21 protein-coding genes are annotated in these 19,013 nt (G+C 59.1%); 13 read left to right on the forward strand and 8 right to left on the reverse strand.

Annotation, left to right across the window (positions count from 1 at the left end):
* Positions 1-2: 2 nt before the first annotated feature.
* From rimM to rsmD, 5 genes are all read right to left on the reverse strand, one after another.
* Positions 3-551: a ribosome maturation factor RimM gene (rimM, locus tag EL199_RS04755; RefSeq protein ID WP_004139252.1), complete on the reverse strand. Its 549-nt coding sequence runs from the start codon at positions 549-551 to the stop codon at positions 3-5.
* A gap of 3 nt (positions 552-554) precedes the next feature.
* Complete coding sequence (gene rpsP, locus EL199_RS04760; protein WP_004139255.1) at positions 555-803, reverse strand: 30S ribosomal protein S16; 249 nt, start codon at positions 801-803, stop codon at positions 555-557.
* Positions 804-949: 146 nt separating this feature from the next.
* A complete protein-coding gene (locus tag EL199_RS04765; RefSeq protein ID WP_004139256.1) occupies positions 950-1,180 on the reverse strand; it encodes a hypothetical protein in 231 nt (76 codons plus the stop codon).
* Positions 1,181-1,235: 55 nt separating this feature from the next.
* Positions 1,236-1,733 carry a pantetheine-phosphate adenylyltransferase gene (gene coaD / locus EL199_RS04770; RefSeq protein ID WP_004139257.1) on the reverse strand — a complete coding sequence of 166 codons (498 nt, stop codon included), beginning with the start codon at positions 1,731-1,733 and terminating at the stop codon, positions 1,236-1,238.
* Positions 1,730-2,323 carry a 16S rRNA (guanine(966)-N(2))-methyltransferase RsmD gene (rsmD, locus tag EL199_RS04775; RefSeq protein ID WP_004139260.1) on the reverse strand — a complete coding sequence of 198 codons (594 nt, stop codon included), beginning with the start codon at positions 2,321-2,323 and terminating at the stop codon, positions 1,730-1,732. Before rsmD ends, coaD begins: the two co-directional genes overlap by 4 nt.
* A 267-nt stretch (positions 2,324-2,590) precedes the next feature.
* Between rsmD and uvrA the strand changes: the two genes are divergently transcribed.
* Together uvrA and EL199_RS04785 are read left to right on the forward strand one after the other, a co-directional pair.
* Positions 2,591-5,413 (forward strand): excinuclease ABC subunit UvrA, encoded by a 2,823-nt coding sequence (gene uvrA / locus EL199_RS04780; RefSeq protein WP_040354421.1) that lies wholly within the window; start codon positions 2,591-2,593, stop codon positions 5,411-5,413.
* 676 nt (positions 5,414-6,089) lie between these two features.
* Positions 6,090-7,472 carry an anaerobic C4-dicarboxylate transporter family protein gene (locus EL199_RS04785; protein WP_040354424.1) on the forward strand — a complete coding sequence of 461 codons (1,383 nt, stop codon included), beginning with the start codon at positions 6,090-6,092 and terminating at the stop codon, positions 7,470-7,472.
* Between the two features lie 110 nt (positions 7,473-7,582).
* Here EL199_RS04785 and EL199_RS04790 read toward each other — a convergent pair whose 3' ends face one another.
* Complete coding sequence (locus EL199_RS04790) at positions 7,583-7,720, reverse strand: entericidin A/B family lipoprotein (RefSeq protein WP_004139266.1); 138 nt, start codon at positions 7,718-7,720, stop codon at positions 7,583-7,585.
* 131 nt (positions 7,721-7,851) lie between these two features.
* Here EL199_RS04790 and EL199_RS04795 point away from each other — a divergent pair, with 131 nt between their 5' ends.
* From EL199_RS04795 to EL199_RS04820, 6 genes are read left to right on the forward strand one after another with little or no spacing between them, the layout of a single operon-like run.
* Positions 7,852-8,793, forward strand: coding sequence for an SPFH domain-containing protein (locus EL199_RS04795; RefSeq protein WP_004139268.1), 942 nt, complete (start codon positions 7,852-7,854; stop codon positions 8,791-8,793).
* Positions 8,790-9,476: a tetratricopeptide repeat protein gene (locus tag EL199_RS04800; protein WP_004139270.1), complete on the forward strand. Its 687-nt coding sequence runs from the start codon at positions 8,790-8,792 to the stop codon at positions 9,474-9,476. Before EL199_RS04795 ends, EL199_RS04800 begins: the two co-directional genes overlap by 4 nt.
* Positions 9,473-10,093 (forward strand): NUDIX hydrolase N-terminal domain-containing protein, encoded by a 621-nt coding sequence (locus tag EL199_RS04805; RefSeq protein WP_004139272.1) that lies wholly within the window; start codon positions 9,473-9,475, stop codon positions 10,091-10,093. Before EL199_RS04800 ends, EL199_RS04805 begins: the two co-directional genes overlap by 4 nt.
* Before the next feature lie 11 nt (positions 10,094-10,104).
* A complete protein-coding gene (locus tag EL199_RS04810) occupies positions 10,105-10,554 on the forward strand; it encodes an NfeD family protein (RefSeq protein WP_004139274.1) in 450 nt (149 codons plus the stop codon).
* Positions 10,551-11,465 carry a phosphodiester glycosidase family protein gene (locus EL199_RS04815; RefSeq protein ID WP_004139275.1) on the forward strand — a complete coding sequence of 305 codons (915 nt, stop codon included), beginning with the start codon at positions 10,551-10,553 and terminating at the stop codon, positions 11,463-11,465. Before EL199_RS04810 ends, EL199_RS04815 begins: the two co-directional genes overlap by 4 nt.
* A complete protein-coding gene (locus EL199_RS04820) occupies positions 11,462-12,943 on the forward strand; it encodes a Ppx/GppA phosphatase family protein (protein ID WP_004139278.1) in 1,482 nt (493 codons plus the stop codon). The genes EL199_RS04815 and EL199_RS04820 overlap by 4 nt, the downstream gene beginning before the upstream one ends.
* Before the next feature lie 60 nt (positions 12,944-13,003).
* Here the strand turns inward: EL199_RS04820 and lpdA are convergent, their stop codons facing one another.
* Positions 13,004-14,794, reverse strand: coding sequence for a dihydrolipoyl dehydrogenase (gene lpdA / locus EL199_RS04825; RefSeq protein ID WP_126316011.1), 1,791 nt, complete (start codon positions 14,792-14,794; stop codon positions 13,004-13,006).
* A gap of 51 nt (positions 14,795-14,845) precedes the next feature.
* A complete protein-coding gene (trxB, locus tag EL199_RS04830; RefSeq protein ID WP_040354427.1) occupies positions 14,846-15,796 on the reverse strand; it encodes a thioredoxin-disulfide reductase in 951 nt (316 codons plus the stop codon).
* A 147-nt stretch (positions 15,797-15,943) separates the two neighbouring features.
* On the opposite strand from trxB, the gene ruvX reads away from it, so the two are divergent.
* The 5 genes from ruvX to EL199_RS04855 all read left to right on the forward strand — a co-directional run bounded on the left by ruvX (position 15,944) and on the right by EL199_RS04855 (position 18,983).
* On the forward strand, positions 15,944-16,348 hold the full coding sequence (ruvX, locus tag EL199_RS04835) for a Holliday junction resolvase RuvX (protein ID WP_004139286.1): 405 nt from the start codon (positions 15,944-15,946) through the stop codon (positions 16,346-16,348).
* A gap of 73 nt (positions 16,349-16,421) precedes the next feature.
* Positions 16,422-16,799 carry a response regulator gene (locus EL199_RS04840; protein WP_004139288.1) on the forward strand — a complete coding sequence of 126 codons (378 nt, stop codon included), beginning with the start codon at positions 16,422-16,424 and terminating at the stop codon, positions 16,797-16,799.
* Positions 16,800-16,814: 15 nt separating this feature from the next.
* Positions 16,815-17,174 (forward strand): response regulator transcription factor, encoded by a 360-nt coding sequence (locus tag EL199_RS04845; protein ID WP_004139290.1) that lies wholly within the window; start codon positions 16,815-16,817, stop codon positions 17,172-17,174.
* The gene (locus tag EL199_RS04850; RefSeq protein ID WP_004139292.1) at positions 17,171-17,707 is read left to right on the forward strand and encodes a chemotaxis protein CheW; all 537 of its coding nucleotides are present in this window, start codon (positions 17,171-17,173) and stop codon (positions 17,705-17,707) included. The genes EL199_RS04845 and EL199_RS04850 overlap by 4 nt, the downstream gene beginning before the upstream one ends.
* 13 nt (positions 17,708-17,720) lie before the next feature.
* Positions 17,721-18,983, forward strand: coding sequence for a methyl-accepting chemotaxis protein (locus tag EL199_RS04855; protein WP_040354430.1), 1,263 nt, complete (start codon positions 17,721-17,723; stop codon positions 18,981-18,983).
* The last annotated feature ends 30 nt before the right edge of the window (positions 18,984-19,013 follow it).

The raw sequence follows: 19,013 nt of genomic DNA on the forward strand, positions 1-19,013 counted from the left end.
TTTTATTCGCGGTCGTCGGCGCCGACCTGCGACCATTCGGTTTCCCAATCCACGCGCATCAGACCGTTTGCGAGGTCAATTGCCTCAACGTAGCGCGGGCGGACGAAGGGAATGAGGATTTCGGCTTTGCTGTTGTCGGCCTTGACGACAAGGATGTCATTCGCGCCAGTTTCAAAGAGTTCGCTGACTCGGCCAAGGGTGATGCCTTGCCGGTTCTCGACACGCAGCCCGATGAGGTCAGCCCAGTAGTATTCGCCGTCTTGTGGCGCGGGCAGTTGGTCACGGCTGATGTAGAGGGTGTAGCCGCCAAGCGCCAGCGCCTGGTCGCGGTCGTTGATGCCAGTGAAAGCAGCGACCAGTCCTTTGCCGGAGGTTTGCCCGCGCAGGAGTTGCAGGGCAATGTCCGGGCGACCGTTTTGCCGGGCAATAAATTGACGGTACTGAAAAAGCGATTCGCGGGGGCGACAGTCCGAATGGACTTTCACCTGCCCGCGAATACCGTGTACGCCAACGATGCGGCCGACGATGATGTCAGCGCTGTCGTGCGACACGTATCAAGCCTGTTGCTGGTATTGTTTGACCAGACTTTTGACGCGATCGCTGGCTTGTCCACCAACGCCGACCCAGTAGTTGTAACGGTCAAGCTCGATGCGCAGGGTTTCTTCCTGGCCTTTGGCGATGGGGTTGAAAAAGCCGAGGCGTTCGATGAAGCGTCCGTCACGGGCGTTGCGGCTGTTGGTGGCAACGATATGATAAAAAGGACGTTTTTTTGAACCGCCACGGGCGAGTCGAATGGCTAACATGTATGTTCCTCTCAAATAGGGGTGTGAAAAGACGGCATATTGTACGGATTTGACGCTAAAAGGGAAGCGGAAATGTCGCACCGGCAAATTGCGGGCAAGAAAAAAGCACCTTGCGGTGCTTTTTTCGGAATACGTTCGGCTGTTGCTTACTTGTATTGTTTGCCGCGGAAAGAGCGATTGATTTTTTCGCTGTTTTCTTGAGCTTGTTGACGAGCCAACATAGCGTTTTCGTTAGCTTGCATCGCGATAGATTTGACTTCAGCGATGTCAGCGCGCAGAGCGGCGATTTCAGAGTTTTCGTCCACTTTCGGCTGGCTGGCGCAACCGGCAGCGATCAGAGCGATAGCAGCCATGGAAGCAATTTTCAAAGATTTCATATGAACTCCTAAAGTTGTTAGCGTCAAAAATGACAGGCGCTAATATACACAAACTTTAACTTTGCGTACAAACCTTAGTAGTTAAATTTTTCTTAACGCTCGCATGCACCAGCTCGCCGACGTCGCCACCCAGCCGGGCGGTTTCGCGGATAAGGCTCGAAGATACAAATGAATAGTGGTCAGCGGTAATCAGGAAAACGGTTTCTGCCTGCGGCAGCAGATGACGGTTCATGCCGGAAAGCTGGTGTTCGTATTCGTAATCGGCGACGCTGCGGATGCCACGCACGATAATCGTCGCGGCGTACTGGCGGCAGGCCTCGACCAATAGTCCCTCAAACGCGACCGGGCGAATGTCGCAACCGTTGTGGATGTCCGCGCAGACGGTGCACACCATCGCCAGCCGCTCTTCAATATTAAAGAGTGTTTGTTTGTGATGGGCGCGGGCGACGGCGACGTAAAGGCGGTCGCAGAGCGCCCCGGCGCGGCGGATGATGTCTTCATGACCGCGCGTGATGGGGTCAAACGTACCGGGATAGATGGCGATGCGCGTCATGCGGCGGCCTCGTCGGCATAGTTGCGGTGCAGCAGGCCAAAAAAGACGCGCCCCGCCCGTCCCTGCCGATGCCAGACCCAGCCCGGCGGTAGCGCCAGTTCTTCCAGCGGGAATGGCATTTCCACGTACACCTTGCCGTGCGTTTTCAGCCATTTGTCATTGACGAAATGGCTGACCGCTTGCGCGTGCAAATCGGCGGCGAAAGGTGGGTCGAGAAAAATCAGGTCATAACGCGCGGCAGACGGCTGCAAGCGGAACACATCGCCTGCCTGCACCCGCGCATGCGGCTCTTTCCACGCGGCGAGCAAATCGCGCAGGCGGGCGACGCTATCGGCATCGTTGTCGGAAAAAAGCACGCTTGCTGCGCCGCGCGATAGTGCTTCCAGGCCGAGCGCGCCGCTGCCTGCGAACGCATCCAGCACGTGCGCCCCGGCAATTTCCCATTGCAACCAGTTAAATAGCGTCTCGCGCACGCGGTCGGGACTGGGTCGCAGTCCCTCGCGGTCTGGAATCATGATGCGTCGCCCGCGGTGTTTGCCGCCGATAATGCGGATTTTGTGCGCAGCGGTGGGGAGGGCGGCTTTTACCATGGCTTTTTCTCCTGAAGTAATACGAAGCGGGCGGCAGGCGGTTTTTCTCTTGTGGTTTTGGCGGTTACGCCCGTAGAAAAGGTTTTTTGCATAACATTCACCATGAGGAAAAACTGCGGCGTAGCTTATCACGGGGCAGCAGGGCAGACGCCAAGCGTATAAAAACCGGCGCACCGGGATGCGCCACTTTTTACGCGGTCAAGGCCTGTCTGTATGGCATATAAATGGGATGGCGATATCATAAGCGCTTTTTCACCCGGAATTCCCATGGAAACCATCGCCATTCGCGGCGCGCGCACCCACAACCTGAAAAACATCGACCTCGACCTGCCGCGCGACCGCATGATCGTCATCACCGGCCTCTCCGGCAGCGGCAAATCCTCGCTCGCCTTCGATACCATCTACGCCGAGGGACAGCGGCGCTACGTCGAATCGCTCTCCGCCTACGCGCGCCAGTTCCTTTCCATCATGGACAAGCCGGACGTGGACCACATCGAAGGCCTTTCGCCGGCGATTTCTATCGAGCAGAAATCCACCTCGCACAACCCGCGCTCCACCGTCGGCACCATTACCGAAATCCACGACTATCTGCGCCTCCTGTTCGCGCGCGTTGGCATTCCGCGCTGCCCCGACCACGGCATCGAGCTGAACGCGCAGACCGTCAGCCAGATGGTGGATAACATCCTGGCGTTTGCGGAAGGCAGCAAATGGATGCTGGTCGCGCCGCTGGTGCAGGGGCGCAAGGGCGAGCACACGAAACTCTTGCAAGACATGCAACAGCAGGGCTTCGTCCGCGCGCGCATCGACGGCGACATTTACGAGCTGGACGCCCTGCCCGCCATTGACGGCCGCCGCAAACACGACATCGGCATCGTCGTCGATCGCTTCGCCATCCGCGAGGGCATCGCGCAGCGCCTCGCCGAATCGCTGGAAACCGCGCTGGCACTTGCCGACGGCATCGTGCAACTGGTGGCGATGGATGGTGATGCCACCCACACCTTCTCCGCCAAATACGCCTGCCCGGTCTGCGGCTACGCCCTGAGCGAGCTGGAGCCGCGCCTCTTTTCCTTTAACAACCCGCACGGCGCCTGCCCCGAATGCGACGGCCTCGGCGTCAATACCTTCATCGACCCGCGCCGCGTCGTCATGCACCCCTACCTCTCCATCGCCGCCGGCGCAGTGCGCGGCTGGGACAGGCGCACGCCCTACTTCTACCCGCAAATGCAGGCACTCGCCGCGCACTACGACTTCGACCTCGAAACCACCCCCTTTGAAGACCTGCCCGAACACATCCAGCAGGTCATCCTCTACGGCAGCGGCACGCAGAAAATCCCGCTGCCAACCATCGGCGCAGGCGGCGCGGTGCGCTATCGGGACGCGACCTACGAAGGCATAATCAACACCATGAACCGCCGCTACCTGGAGACCGACAAGGCGCGGGTACGCGACGAAATCAGCCAATTTCTGAACAGCCGCGAATGCCCCTCCTGCCACGGCACACGCCTGAACCGCGCCGCGCGCCACGTCTACATCGAAGACACCACCCTGCCGGACATCAACCGCTGGTCAGTCGCCGACGCCGCCGCCTGGGCGAACCGCCTCGACCTGCCCGGCGCGCGCGGCGAAATCGCGGCGAAAATCCTCAAAGAAATCCGCGAGCGCCTCGGCTTTCTGGTGAACGTCGGGCTTAATTACCTGACCCTCGCGCGCAGCGCCGAAACCCTCTCCGGCGGCGAAGCGCAGCGCATCCGCTTGGCCTCACAAATCGGCGCGGGACTGGTCGGCGTGATGTACGTCCTCGACGAACCCTCCATCGGCCTGCACCAGCGCGACAACGCTCGCCTCCTGGACAGCCTCTTGCGCCTGCGCGACCTCGGCAACACCATCATCGTCGTTGAGCACGACGAAGACGCCATCCGCGCCGCCGACTACGTCGTTGATATCGGCCCCGGCGCGGGCATCCACGGCGGGCGCATCATCGCGCAAGGCACGCCCGCCGAAATCGAAGCGCACCCCGAATCCCTCACCGGCAAATACCTCTCCGGCCGCGAAACCATCGCCGTCCCCGCAAAACGCACGCCGCGCGACCTCAAGCGACAAATCAACCTCATCGGCGCCAGCAGCCACAACCTGAAAAACCTCACCCTGAACATCCCCGTCGGCCTCTTCACCTGCATCACAGGCGTCTCCGGCAGCGGCAAATCCACGCTGATTAACGAAACCCTGGCCAAAGCCGCCGCCAAACACATCAACCGCGCCGGCGACGACCCCGCCGCCTACGAACGCATCGAAGGACTGGATCACTTCGACAAAGTCATCAACATCGACCAATCGCCCATCGGCCGCACACCGCGCTCCAACCCCGCCACCTACACCGGCATCTTCACCGCCATCCGTGAACTCTTCGCCGGCACCCAAGAAGCACGCGCGCGCGGCTACACGCCGGGGCGGTTCTCCTTTAACGTCAAAGGCGGACGGTGCGAAGCCTGCCAGGGCGACGGCGTCATCAAAGTCGAAATGCACTTCCTGCCGGACATCTTCGTCGCCTGCGACATCTGCCACGGCAAACGCTACAACCGCGAAACCCTCGGCATCACCTACAAAGGCAAAACCATCCACGAAGTCCTCGAAATGGACATCGAAGAAGCGCACCAATTCTTCGACGCCATCCCGGCACTACAACGCAAACTGCAAACCCTGCTCGACGTCGGCCTCTCCTACATCCGCCTCGGACAAAACGCCGTAACCCTCTCCGGTGGCGAAGCGCAGCGGGTGAAACTCGCGCGCGAACTCTCCAAACGCGACACCGGCCGCACCCTCTACATATTGGACGAGCCGACCACCGGCCTGCACTTCCACGACGTGCGCCAATTGCTGGACGTCCTGCACCGCCTGCGCGACGGCGGCAACACCATCGTCGTCATCGAACACAACCTGGACGTCATCAAAACCGCCGACTGGATCGTCGATTTGGGGCCGGAAGGTGGCAGCGGCGGCGGCGAAATCATCGCCAGCGGCACACCGGAACAAGTCGCCGAAAACCCGGCGAGCTACACCGGGCAGTTTCTAAAACCGCTGCTGAAGGCATAACGCGCGTTCAGCTTAGAGCCTGTTCGAAATCGCGGAGAAGCTACTTTTTTAGTGTCCTGTGTAGTGGCCAAAGCGAGGTAAACCGCCGATATGCTCCCTCTCCCTGTGGGAGAGGGCTGGGGTGAGGGCAGCAAATATGAAAAACCAGAATTTCAGTTCATAAACAATATCACTCACCCTCTCCCCAACCCTCCCCCGCTTCGCAGAGGAGGGAAATTTAAATAACAAGCAGCCCGCGTGTTCATTTGGGGAAATGGCCCATTATTCCTGTGGTTTTCTGTGGAGATGTATCCGAATTTTGACGCGAGAGCCGTGCAAAACGCTCCAATGAACACAGAAAACCACAATCGTTGCGCGCAGAAATCGCAAAATATTTCGCGCCACATCTCATAACACGATGAAAATACAGCGCTAAAACCATCATCACGTGCAGCGGTAAAAAATGTGGATTTTCTGGTGTTACCGCTGTGCAATCTGTACTACAATGCGCGTGGATGATTATTAACGAATTAGCCGCTTTGTCGCTTTTCCTTGGCAAATCAAGCGGAAATCCCTTAGTGATTGTCACAGACTGACGCGGAAACCCCGCCTGCCGTGCGGCGGCTGTCCGGATAAGGCAATGCACCCGCCCGCGTCTTCTGAATTAATTGATTATCCTAAAAATTTGGAGTTCTTCATGTCTGCGCAATTTCTCATACAGTTCGCCATCGTGCTGCTGTGTATTTTGTTGGGCGCCCGCGTCGGTGGCATCGGTCTCGGTGTTTTCGGCGGTTTGGGTCTCGCCATTCTGACCTTTGGTTTTGGCTTGCAGCCGACCAGCCCGCCGATCGACGTCATGCTGATGATCATGGCGGTCGTTTCTGCGGCGGCAGCGATGGAGGCCTCCGGCGGTCTCGACCTGATGATCCGCGTCGCCACCCGCATCCTGCGCAAGAACCCGAAGTACATCACCTTCATGGCGCCTGCCGTGACGTATATCTTCACCATCTTCGCTGGTACCGGTCACGTTGCCTATTCCGTGCTGCCCGTCATCGCAGAAGTCTCCCGCCGCAGCGGCATACGCCCGGAACGCCCGCTTTCCATGGCAGTCATCGCCTCGCAGTTCTCCATCGTTGCCAGCCCGATTGCGGCAGCGGTCACGTCTGCGGCGAGCTATCTCACGCCGTACCACATCAGCATCCCGCAAATCCTGATGGTGACGATTCCTTCCACTACGCTCGGCATCGCCATCGCCTGTGTCTTCGTCAACAAGATGGGTAAAGAACTCAAAGACGATCCGGAATATCAGCGCCGCTTGAAAGACCCTGTTTATCAGGAAATCTATGCCGCGCAGGAATCCTCTTCCGGCACAGAAACTGTCATCAACGAAAAAAGCGCCAGAACATCGCTCAAGATTTTCATCAGTGCCGCCATTTTGGTCGTTATCCTCGGCTCACTCGATAAACTGGCGAAATATCTGCCAGCAGAACTGATGGCGCACCTGCGTCCGTCTTTCCCTGATGCCAAAGGCGATATGAAGCTGCTTAATATGCCGCACGTCATCGAAATCGTCATGCTCACCGCCGCTGCGTTCATCATTATGTTCTGCAAGCCGGATGGCACTGCCATTACCCGTGGTTCCGTCTTCCATGCCGGAATGCGCGCAGTTATCGCCATTTTTGGTATTGCCTGGCTCGGCGACACGCTGTTTAACGCCCACCTGGACGAACTGAAAACGCTGGTCTCCGGTCTGGTGGAAACCGCGCCGTGGACGTTTGCCTTTGCGTTGTTTGCCTTCTCCGTACTGGTAAACAGCCAAGGCGCAACCGTCGCCACCCTGTTCCCGCTCGGGGTTTCCCTCGGCATCCCGCCGGAAATCATGGTAGGTACGTTCGTCGCGGTAAACGGCTACTTCTTCATCCCGAACTATGGCCCGATTATCGCCTCTATCGACTTCGACACCACCGGCACGACCCGCATCGGCCGCTATATCCTCAACCACAGCTTCATGATTCCGGGGCTGCTGAGCATGGCGTTCAGCCTGGTGCTCGGCTTGGCTTTTGCGAAGATGTTGCTGTAATGGGGCATCTTTGTAAAAACACCGCCTGCGGGCGGTGTTTTTTTGTGCGCTAAAAAAGCTTCAGCCGCCGTGGCTTCCCTACGGCGGCTGAAGCACAATCGCGGCAGCGCTTACTTGGCGCGTTCGGCAGCGTTAGACACTTTCTGCCCGGCTTTTTCAACATCCTGCCCAAAGCCTTGCACGGTATTGCAGGCGCAGAGCAGGCCGGCGAAGGTGATGAGCGCGGCGATTCTGGTCATTTTTTTCATGGGGTTCTCCGTGTTTGTCGCTTCCAACGTGAAAGCCCGCGCATTTTAGCGTTTTTTGCCGTCTGTACGTGACATTCGCGCAAGCCGCGTAATACAATCAAGGGCAGTTTCAACCACCACGGAGCATACCCATGACCCCATCTCTCGCCTTTCTCCTCAGCGGCGGCACCATTTTCGTCATCGTTCTGATTGTTCTGGCTTTCTGGTTCGGCATGCGCGCCATCCAGATCGTCGATCAGGGAACGGAGCGCACCGTGCTGCGCCTGGGGCGTTACAACCGCACGCTGGAACCCGGTTTTCACCTCGTCGTGCCGCTGTGGGAGCGTGCCGACCGCAAGGTGAACATGAAGGAAACGGTGCTGGACGTACCGCGCCAGGAAGTCATCACCAAGGACAACGCGCAGGTAACGGTCGATGGCGTCGTCTTCTACCAAATCACTAACGCCGCCAAGGCGAGCTATTCCGTTGATGACCTCGAACTCGCCATCCTGAACCTCGCCACCACCAACCTGCGTACCGTCGCCGGCTCGATGACGCTGGACGACCTGCAATCGCAGCGTGACGCCATCAACGTCCGCCTGCTCGGCATCATTGACGACGCCACCGACCCCTGGGGCGTGAAAGTCACCCGTGTGGAAATCAAGGACATCACCCCGCCTGCCGACCTGGTGGACGCGATGGCGCGCCAGAAAAAAGCCGAACAAATCAAGCGCGCACAAATCCTCGAAGCCGAAGGGCAGCGGCAGGCGGAAATCCTGCGCGCCGAAGGCCTGAAACAGTCGCAAGTGCTGGAAGCCGAAGGACGCAAAGAAGCGGCCTTCCTCGAAGCGGAAGCGCGCGAACGGCAGGCACAAGCCGAAGCGCGCGCCACCGAAATGGTCTCCAAAGCCATCAGCGAGGGCGGCACGAATGCCATCAACTACTTCGTCGCGCAAGAATACGTGCGCGCGCTGGGCAAATTCGCCGAAAGCGAGCAACAAAAAACCGTCTTCATGCCGATGGAAGCAAGCGGCATCATCGGTGCGCTGGGCGGCATCGCGGAAATGTTCAACAAAGGCGAGAAAAAAGGATGAAGCGTCTCCTCACACTAACCCTTGCCCTCGCTGCCTGCGCCAGCTTCGCCGCCACGCCGCTGGAGGAGGCAAAAGCCGCCGCCGAGCGGGGCGATTTCAAAGAAGCCGAGCGCATCTGGACGGAGCTGGCAAAAGCCGGCGATGCCAAAGCGCAGTACAACCTCGCCCTCGTGAAATACTACGGGGAAGACAGCGGCCTGCCCACGGACGACGCCGAAGTCCGCGCCCTGCTGGAAAAAGTCGCCGCGCAAAACATCCCGGAAGCGCAGTACCACCTGGCGCTGCTGCTCCTGGACGCCAAACATGGCCTTAACATCACGGCACTCAACAAAACCCCCGTCACGAGCGAGCGCAAACGCGGCGTTGAACTCCTCACCCGTGCGGCGGAAGCAGGTGTGCCGGAAGCGCAAGCCATGCTCGCCGCGCTGTACCATCACGGCGTCAAAGACGTGCTGGAAAAAGACAACGGCAAACACATCGCCTGGCAAGAAAAAGCGGCAGAAAAAATCGCGTACACCGCCTACCTCACCGGCGAAGGCTACGAAACCGGGCTGGAAGGCTTTCCCGCCGATTGCGAAAAAGCCAAATACTGGTACCAAAAAGCGCACGACCTGGACGCCAACTATCCCCAGTCGCCCTCTCGTGACCTCTGCGCCCCGAAAACCGCATCGGCAAAAAAATGAGCGACAACATCCGCTGGCTGGACTGGGCAGTCGAACTGCAAAGCCTCGCGCAGGCGGGGCTGACCTACGGCAAAGACGATTTTGACCGCGAACGCTACCAGCGCATCCGCGCCATTGCCGCCGACATCATCAGCCAGCACAGCAGCCTTCCCGCCGCGCGCGTTGCCGACCTCTTCTGCAACGAAAGCGGCTACCAGACGCCCAAACTCGATACCCGCGCCGCGATTATCGAAGACGACAAAATCCTCCTCGTACAAGAACGCGACTGCCGTTGGGCACTACCGGGCGGCTGGGTCGATGTGAACTGCTCCGTGCGGGAAAACATCACCAAAGAAGTCAAAGAAGAAGCCGGACTGGACGTCGTCGCCGAACGCATCCTTGCCCTGCACGACTGGCACCAACACAACGGCAGCACCTCCGCCTGGCACATCTGCAAAATCTTCATCCAATGCCGCGTGCTGGGCGGCGCCTTCCAGCCGAACAACGAAACCCTCGCCAGCGGCTGGTTCCGCGCCGACGCCCTGCCGCCGCTTGCCAGCGAAAAAAACAACGCCGCGCAAATCGCGCTCTGCTTCACCGCCGCGCGCGACCCGCAATGGCAACCCCCGTTTGACTAAAGGAGAACCCCATGCCCTTTGACCCGCCCTTCTGGAACTGGCTCATCCTGACCGGCATCTTCCTGCTCGCGGAAGTGCTGACCGTCTCCTTCTTCTTCCTCTTCTGGGGACTGGCAGCGGCCGCATTAGTCGTCATCACCCTCGCCGCACCAACGCTGGACTGGCGCTGGCAAAGCGCCATCTTCGCCGTACTATCGCTGGTCGCCATCCTCCTCTGGCGCCAAGTGGCGCGGCGCTGGCAGGCGAACAAAAACGACACCGCGGCGCTACTCAACAACCGCGGCGCACAATACATCGGGCGCCAGTTCACCCTCGACACCCCCATCGAAAACGGCTACGGCAAACTGAAAATCGGCGACAGCCTGTGGACCATCACCGGCGACAACCTGCCCGCCGGCACGGACATCATCATCACCGCCGCCGAAGACAACCGCCTGCATTACCGCAAGGCAGCGGAATGAAAACCGCCGTACTGCCCCCTCCCCCGTGGGGGAGGGCTGGGGTGGGGGCAGCAGAAAAACCGCGCAGCGACAGCACCCACGTAATAACCCCATATACATACACCTCGAGCGCTCAAGCGTATGTAAACAAAATCCGCAAAACCCTCCTCGCCTTCGCCGCGCTCCTCCTCGCCGCTCCCGCCAGCACCGCCACGCCGGAATTCAAACCGTTGGCAAGCGGCGGCAGCTACGCCAGCACCACCTACAAAAACGTCCGCTACGGCATCTACCAGGCCGACCCGGCGCAAGTGTCGCTGCACTGGAAAACCGCCGACGGCAGCGCTTACGCCAACCTCGCCACCCTCAAGCGCAGCCTCGAACAAAGCGGCGCGCGCGTCGCCTTCCTCATGAACGCCGGCATCTACAGCGAAAACGACACCCCGGCAGGCCTGTGGATCGAGCGCGGACAAACCCTCGTCCCGCTCAACCGCAAAAACGGCAAAGGCAACTTCCACATCCAGCCGAACGGCGTCTTCTACATCGAGCGCGGCAAAGCGCGCATCCAGACCAGCGCCGCCTACCACATCGGCAACCACCACCCCGACTGGGCAGTACAATCCGGGCCGCTGCTCCTGCTGGACGGCAAGCCCAACCCCCGCTTCGTCAAAAACCTCTCCAGCCCGCACAAACGCAACGCCGTCTGCACCACCGCCGACAACCGCCTCTATTTCATCCTCACCGAAGACTACGACCTCGGCAGCGAATGGCCGAGCTTCCACCGCTTCGCCGAAGCCTTGCAACACCTCGGCTGCCATGACGCGCTCTACCTCGACGGCACCCTCTCCGGCTGGTACATCCCCGGCATCGCCGGCACCTTCCACTGGACACACTACGTCGGCATCATCGCCGTCACCACCCTGGAAACCCCATGAAAGACCGCTACGCAGCACTCGATCTCGGCTCCAACAGCTTCCACCTCGTCATCGCGCAAATGCTTGATGGCAGCATCCAAACCGTCGATAAAAACAAACACATGGTGCGCCTCGGCGAAGGCCTGGACGACAACAACCGGCTCAGCGGCGAAGCCATCGCGCGCGGCATCGAAGCGCTGACCCAAATGGGACAACTCGTCGCCGACATCCCCGAAGACCACTTCCGCGCGGTCGCCACCAACACCCTGCGCGTCGCCGAAAACCGCGACGCCTTTCTCGCCGCCGGCGAAGCCGCGCTGGGCAAACCGATAGAAATCATCAGCGGCAGCGAAGAAGCGGCGCTCATCTACCTCGGCATCAGCAAACACAACCACTTCACCGACCGCAGCATCGTCATCGACATCGGCGGCGGCTCCACCGAAATCATCCTCGGCGAAGGCAGCGAACCGCAAATCCTGCGCTCGCTCACCATCGGCTGCGCCAACATCGCCGCGCGCTGCTTCCCCAAAGGTAAAATCAACAAAGCCGCCATCAAAAAAGCGTGCGACTACGCCGGCACCATCATCGAACCGCACATCACGACCTACCGCAGCCAACCCGCGTGGGCGCGCGTCGTCCTGAGCTCCGGCACCGCCAAAGCCATCGCCCGCGTCCTCAAAAAAGACACCATCGACCGCGCCGACCTCGACGCCCTGCTCGACAAACTCGCCGACATCGGCCACGCCGACAAACTGCCGAAAAAACTGGGCGTGGACGAAGCGCGCGCCTACGGCTTCACGGGCGGCGTCAGCATCCTCGCCGCGCTCTACCAACACCTCGACCTCGACCGCGCTATCGTCAGCCAAGAAGCACTGCGCGAAGGTGTACTGCTCGAACTGATGGGGCGTGATGACAACGACAGCGACGAACGCGAACGCACCGCGCGCGCCATGCAGAACCGCTTTGCCGTGGACGTGGCGCAGGCCGACCGCGTCGCCGCACTTGCCGACCACCTGAACCGCCAACTGCCCGAAACCGCGCCGTCGCGCTTCACTCCCATCCTGCGTTACGCCGCCTGGCTGCACGAAACTGGCTGGGCAGTCGCGCGTAACGACATGCAAAAACACGGCGCCTACATCCTCGAACACGCCGACATGCCCGGCTACTCGCGCCTGATGCAAGACATCCTCGCCGTCCTCGTCAAAGCACAAAAACGCAAACTGCCGGACAAAGATATCAACGCCCTGCCGGAGGCGCACCGCGCCTGGGTCTGGCAAAACGCACTTGCGCTGCGCCTCGCCGTACTCATCTGCCGCGCACGCACGCCCATTGCCGCCATTGACTACCCGGACATCCGCCGCTTCGGCGACACCTACCGCCTGCGCTTCCCGGACGGCTACCTCGCCGCTCATCCGCTCACCCACGCCGACCTGCAACAAGAACAGGCGCTATGGCAAGAAAACAGCCCGTGGACGCTGGAATACAACGAACCGGTGTGAATACGGCTTTATCGCCCGCATAAAAAAGCCCCCTTGCGGGGGCTTTTTGCTGGACTGCGGTTAGAACAATTTTTTCTGCGGCGGCAGGTCGGTGCAACTGCCTTCTGCGACTTCCGCCGCCATGCCGATGGATTCGCCCAGGGTCGGGTGCGGGTGGATGGTGAGCGCGATGTCCTGGACGGTCGCGTCCATTTCGATGGCGAGCGCGATTTCGGAGATCATGTCACCCGCGTTCGGCCCGACCAGCGCGCCGCCAACGACGCGGTGGGTGTTTTTGTCGATAATCAGCTTGGTGAAGCCGTAGTCGCAGCCGTTTGCCAGCGCGCGGCCGGAAGCGGCCCACGGGAAGACGGCTTTTTCGATACTGAGGTTTTGCGCGGCGGCTTGTAGCTCAGTGACGCCTGCCCAGGCAACTTCCGGCGAGGTGTAGGCGACGCTCGGGATGACGCGCGCGTCGAAGAAGCTGTTGGCATCGCCTGCGGCAACTTGCGCGGCGACGTGCGCTTCGTGTACGCCTTTGTGTGCCAGCATCGGCTGGCCGACGATGTCGCCGACGGCGTAGATGTTGGGCTGGGTGGTGCGCATTTGTTTGTCCACTTTGATGAAGCCGCGTTCGTTTACATAGACGTTGGCCGCTTCGAGGTTCAGCTGGTGGCCGTTCGGTGCGCGGCCGACGGCGACGAGGACGCGGTCATAGCGCTGCGGTTCGGTCGGTGCCTGGCTGCCTTCAAAGGTGATGTAGATGCCGTCTTTTTCGGCGCTCGCTGCCACGGTTTTGGTGCCGGTCATGATGTTGTTGAAGCGGTGGTTGTTGCGTTTTTCCCAGACTTTGACGAGGTCTTTGTCCGCGCCAGCCATCAGGGTGTCCGCCATTTCAACGATATCGACTTTGGCGCCGAGGGTGGCGTACACGGTCGCCATTTCGAGGCCGATGATGCCACCGCCGATGATGAGCAGGCGTTCGGGGACGTCTTTCAGGGCGAGCGCGCCGGTGGAGTCCATGATGCGCTCGTCTTCCGGCATGAACGGCAGTTTGATGCTGCGTGAGCCGGCGGCGATGATGCATTGTTTGAAGGGGATGGTTTGGGTTGCGCCGCTGTCGTCGGTGACGGTGACGCTGTGGGTGCTGGCGAATTTGGCAACGCCGCGGACGACGTTCACTTTGCGCCCTTTGGCCATGCCGGCAAGGCCGCCGGTGAGTTTTTTGACGACGCTTTCTTTGTGCTGGCGCAGGTTGTCCACGCTGATTTTCGGCGCGTCAAACTGGATGCCGGAGTTGGCGATGCTGTGCGCTTCTTCGATGACTTCGCAGACGTGCAGCAGGGCTTTGGACGGGATGCAGCCGACGTTCAGGCAGACACCGCCGAGGGTTTGGTAGCGCTCGATCAGGGTGACTTTCAGGCCGAGGTCGGCGGCGCGGAAGGCGGCGGAGTAACCGGCCGGGCCTGCGCCGATGACGAGCATGTCCACCGCGCCTTCCGGGGCAGGGCCGCCGGGGATGGGGGCGGCGGCAGCGGCAGGTTGTGCGGCCGGTGCCGGTTGGGCAGCTGCCGCCGGAGCGGGTTTTGCGGCTGCGGGGGCGGCGGTTGCCGTCGCTGCGGCGCTGGCACCACCGGCGCTGTCGAGGGTGCCGATGGTGTCTCCGGCGGAGACTTTGTCGCCGACTTTGACGGTCAGGGTGGCGATAACGCCGTCTGCCGGTGCGGGGACGTCCATCGAGGCTTTGTCGGTTTCGAGGGTGATGAGCGAGTCTTCTTTTTTGACGCTGTCGCCCGCCTTGACCAGGACTTCGATGACGTCAACGTTGGCGAAGTCGCCCAAATCGGGAACGATGATAGGTTGGGTTGCCATGTTTTACCTCACAAATTTGGCTTCGATACAAGTTATCTATGGCTTATTGTATCACTGACCAAGCGCTTTTTGCGCCAGGTAGCGCTCGGCGTCCAGTGCTGCCATGCAGCCGCTCGCGGCGGAGGTGATGGCTTGGCGGTAGATTTGGTCGGTGACGTCGCCTGCGGCAAAGACGCCCGGCACGGAGGTCTGGGTTGCGTTGCCGTCGCGCCCGCCGCGGGTTTTGATGTAGCCGTTGTCCAGTTCGAGCTGGCCTGCAAAGAGGGCGGTGTTTGGGCTGTGGCCGATGGCGATGAAGACGCCGTCCACGGTGAGTGCTTCGTGGTGTCCGTCTTTGTAGCGGATGGTCGCGCCAGTAACGCCCATTTTGTCGCCGGTGACTTCTTCTAATTCGGCGTTCAGTTTGAGGATGATTTTGCCTGCGGCGACTTGTTCGTGCAGTTGGTCAATGAGGATTTTTTCGGCGCGGAAGCTGTCGCGGCGGTGGACGAGGGTGACGGTCCGGGCGAGATTGGCGAGGTAGAGCGCTTCTTCCACGGCCGTATTGCCGCCACCAATTACGGCGACCGGTTTGTTGCGGTAAAAGAAGCCGTCGCAGGTGGCGCAGGCCGAGACGCCGCGCCCTTTGTAGGCTTCCTCTGAAGGCAGGCCGAGGTATTTGGCGCTTGCCCCGGTCGCGATGATGACTGCTTCGGCGGCGAAGGTTTCTTCGCGGGTTGCAACTGTGAACGGCCAGGTGCTGAAATCCACTTGGGTGACCATGTCGCGCACGATGCGGGTCTGGAAGCGCTCGGCGTGGGCGAGCATGTTTTGCATCAGCGTCGGGCCCTGGATGCCTTCCGCCGCGCCGGGCCAGTTATCGACTTCGGTGGTGGTCATCAATTGGCCGCCTTGCTCAAGACCGGCGACGAGGACGGGCGACAGACCCGCGCGGGCCGCGTAAACGGCGGCGGTGTAACCGGCGGGGCCAGAGCCGATAATCAGGACTTTTGTATCAGTCAAAATGTTCTCCTTATTGAATCTCAAGGTAAATATTCAAGACCGCAAGGCGGCAATTCTACGGCGATTTGCGGCGCGGGCAAACATTAACCTTGCCTTTACCAAATTTAATGTGCATTATGATGCGCGACGCGTTACGGAGTATTTTGGGTGGCAACGATATGGATTCTGGCACTGGATGTCGGGCAGCGGAAAACCGGCGTTGCCGTCGGCCAGTCGCTGACACAAACGGCCAAACCGCTTGCAGTTTTGCGCCATCCGGCGCAGCAACTGGAAGCTGCACATTTCGCCGCCTGGGTGCGGGAATGGTCGGTGTCGCATATCGTCATCGGTCTGCCCAAACTGCGTGACGGCAAGGAACATCCGTTGGCCGCGCCCATCCGCCGGATTGGCGCGAAATGCCAGGAAGCGTTCGGATTACCGGTTCATTACATCGACGAATATCTGAGCTCGCACGAAGCGCGGGCGCGCCTGCCGGGCGAAAAAGAAGTTGATGCCATGGCCGCCGCGATCATTGCGGAAGACTGGCTGGCCGGTAACGGTGGGGCAGGGTAGCGGTTGGCGTCGCATTTTTGGCGGCAATCCGCTATTCTATGTCCTGTGTATTAGCGAAAATTAAGGAGTTCGCGTGTCTGATAAAAAATCCGTGAAAGTGCTCGTAGTGGACGATAGCGGCACGATCCGGAAAACCGCCGAGGCCATCCTCACAAAAGAAGGCTACACCGTGGCCACCGCTGAAGACGGCTTCAGCGCTTTGTCCAAAGTCATGTCGTTCAAACCCGACCTCATCTTCCTCGACATCATGATGCCGCGGCTTGATGGCTATCAGGTCTGCTCCGTCATCAAGAGCAACGCCGCCTTTGCCAAAACGCCGGTGCTGATGCTTTCCAGTAAAGACAGCATCTTCGACAAGGCGCGCGGTCGTATTGCCGGGTCTGAATACTTCATGACCAAACCCTTTTCGCGTGACGAATTGCTCAATGCCATCCGCACGCACGTACAGTAAAAGGAACCCTTGATAATGGCTACAATTTTGATAGTGGATGACTCCCCGACCGAAGCGGAAGTCGTGCGCGTCATGCTGGAAAGCGAAGGATACAGCGTATTGTGGGCGGATACCGCCGACAAGGGCATCAAGACTGCCGAAGAAAAGCGTCCTGACCTGATACTGATGGATGTAGTCATGCCAGGTATGAGCGGTTTTCAGGCGACGCGCAAATTGATGCGTAACCCCGATACCCGCGATATCCCCATACTCATGCTGACGACCAAGGATCAGGAAAGCGACCGGGCATGGGGACTGCGCAATGGTGCGCGCGAATATTTCGTCAAACCGCCGGAAAAAGAGGCGTTATTGGCACAAATCAAAGCCCTGATATGAATAGCGAGAATACCAAAACCACGGAACTTACGCCCTTTGCCGTGCTTTGCGACTATATCGAAAAAGCAGAAGCGCGCAAAAAGGTGGTGGATACCTATCAAGGTATCGGCGAAAGCTATCTGGCTTTTACAGCGGGCAACAAATACTACCTGCTCGACATGAAAGCGGTACAGGAAGTCTCCACCAATATTCAGGACATCACCCCGTTGCCCTTCACCCCCGGTTGGTTATTGGGGCTGGCGGGCATTCGCGGAGAAGTGTTTTCCGTAGTGGATTTCAAACGCTTTGTCGATCCCACACTGGCACCGCAAAGCATAAAAAGCCGTAGCGGTTTTATCGTCCTTCATAACGAAGGGCAGGGTTATATCCTGAAAGTGGATTCCATTCAGGGACTCCGCTCCTGTGAAGTATCTTCCTACCAGTCGTCTCGCGGCTGGCTTGACGGTCAGGCAGCCATGGATGGTCTTCAATGGTTGCGCATTGATTTGAAAAGTCTGGTGACAGATACCTCATTCATTCAAAACGTACAATAAAAACGGGTGATTTATGTTAAGTTCAAAAAATCGGACCAATGTTGCCAAAAGCAGCGGCAGCAAATTCTACCTTCCGGCGATGGCGGCAACCGTGGTCGCCGGATTGTTGGCGCTCTTTTGCCTGTTCCAATTATTTACGGGCGGCGGGTTATTGACGCTGTTATTGCCGCTGGCGGTCATTATTGCCGGTGGCGCCGGATTCCTCTGGTATAAATTCGTCGGCGAGCAATACTCCAAAATCCAGCACGTCTCTACCGAAGCCGAATTCCGTGCCAAGCGCGATCAGGACGCCATTCTCCGCTTAATGGATGAACTGGCCGAATTTTCCAATGGCGATTTGACCGTAGAAGCGCAAGTGACGGAAGACTTTACCGGAGCGATTGCCGATTCCGTAAACTACGCGATTGAATCCATGCGCGAACTGGTCGGTACCATTAACCGCACCTCGACGCAGGTATCAAATGCGTCTAACAGCACCCGCCTGATTGCCGAACAAATGCAAAACTCCTCTACCGAGCAGGCGCAAAAAATCCACTCTATTGCCAAAATTATCGGCGATATGGTGCGCTCGCTGGACCGCGTGGCAATGAGTACCAACGATTCCGCCGAAATTGCCCGCAATTCCGTCAGCATTGCGCGTGAAGGCGCGCAACAAGTGCGCAATACCATCAACGGTATGAACAACATTCGCGGCAACATTCAGGAAACGCGCACCCTGATTAAGCGCCTGGGCGAAAGCTCGCAAGAAATCGGCAATATCGTCGAAATCATCAAAAGTATCGCAGATCAGACCAACATCCTTGCGCTAAATGCCGCCATTCAGGCGAACTCTGCCGGTGAAGCGGGGCGCGGATTTGCAGTCGTCGCCGACGAAGTCCAACGTCTCGCCGAGCGCTCCTCCAATGCGACCAAACGGATTGAAGGGTTGGTGAAAACCATTCAGAACGATACCAATGCGGCGGTCGCCTCGATGGAACGCTCCACCAAAGAAGTCGTCGATGGCGCGAATATTGCGGAAGAAGCAGGCACGGCACTCAGCAAAATCGAAGACGTTTCCACCTCGCTGGCCTCGCTCATCGAAAGAGTATCGGATTCCACCCGTAAAGTTTCCACCATGGCGGAAAACATCGCCAGCGATATGGCGCAAATCAACCAAATGGCGGTAACGACGACAGAAAACGTCATCAAGACATCCGACTCCATCGAAAACTTGAGCGCGCTTTCTCAAGAACTGAAAAACTCCGTATCCGGCTTCAAACTGCCGGTAGGATATTAATCGAAAATAAACAGGGTTTGGCCTTTACGC

Source organism: Cardiobacterium hominis (assembly GCF_900637305.1).
Taxonomy (GTDB): domain Bacteria; phylum Pseudomonadota; class Gammaproteobacteria; order Cardiobacteriales; family Cardiobacteriaceae; genus Cardiobacterium; species Cardiobacterium hominis.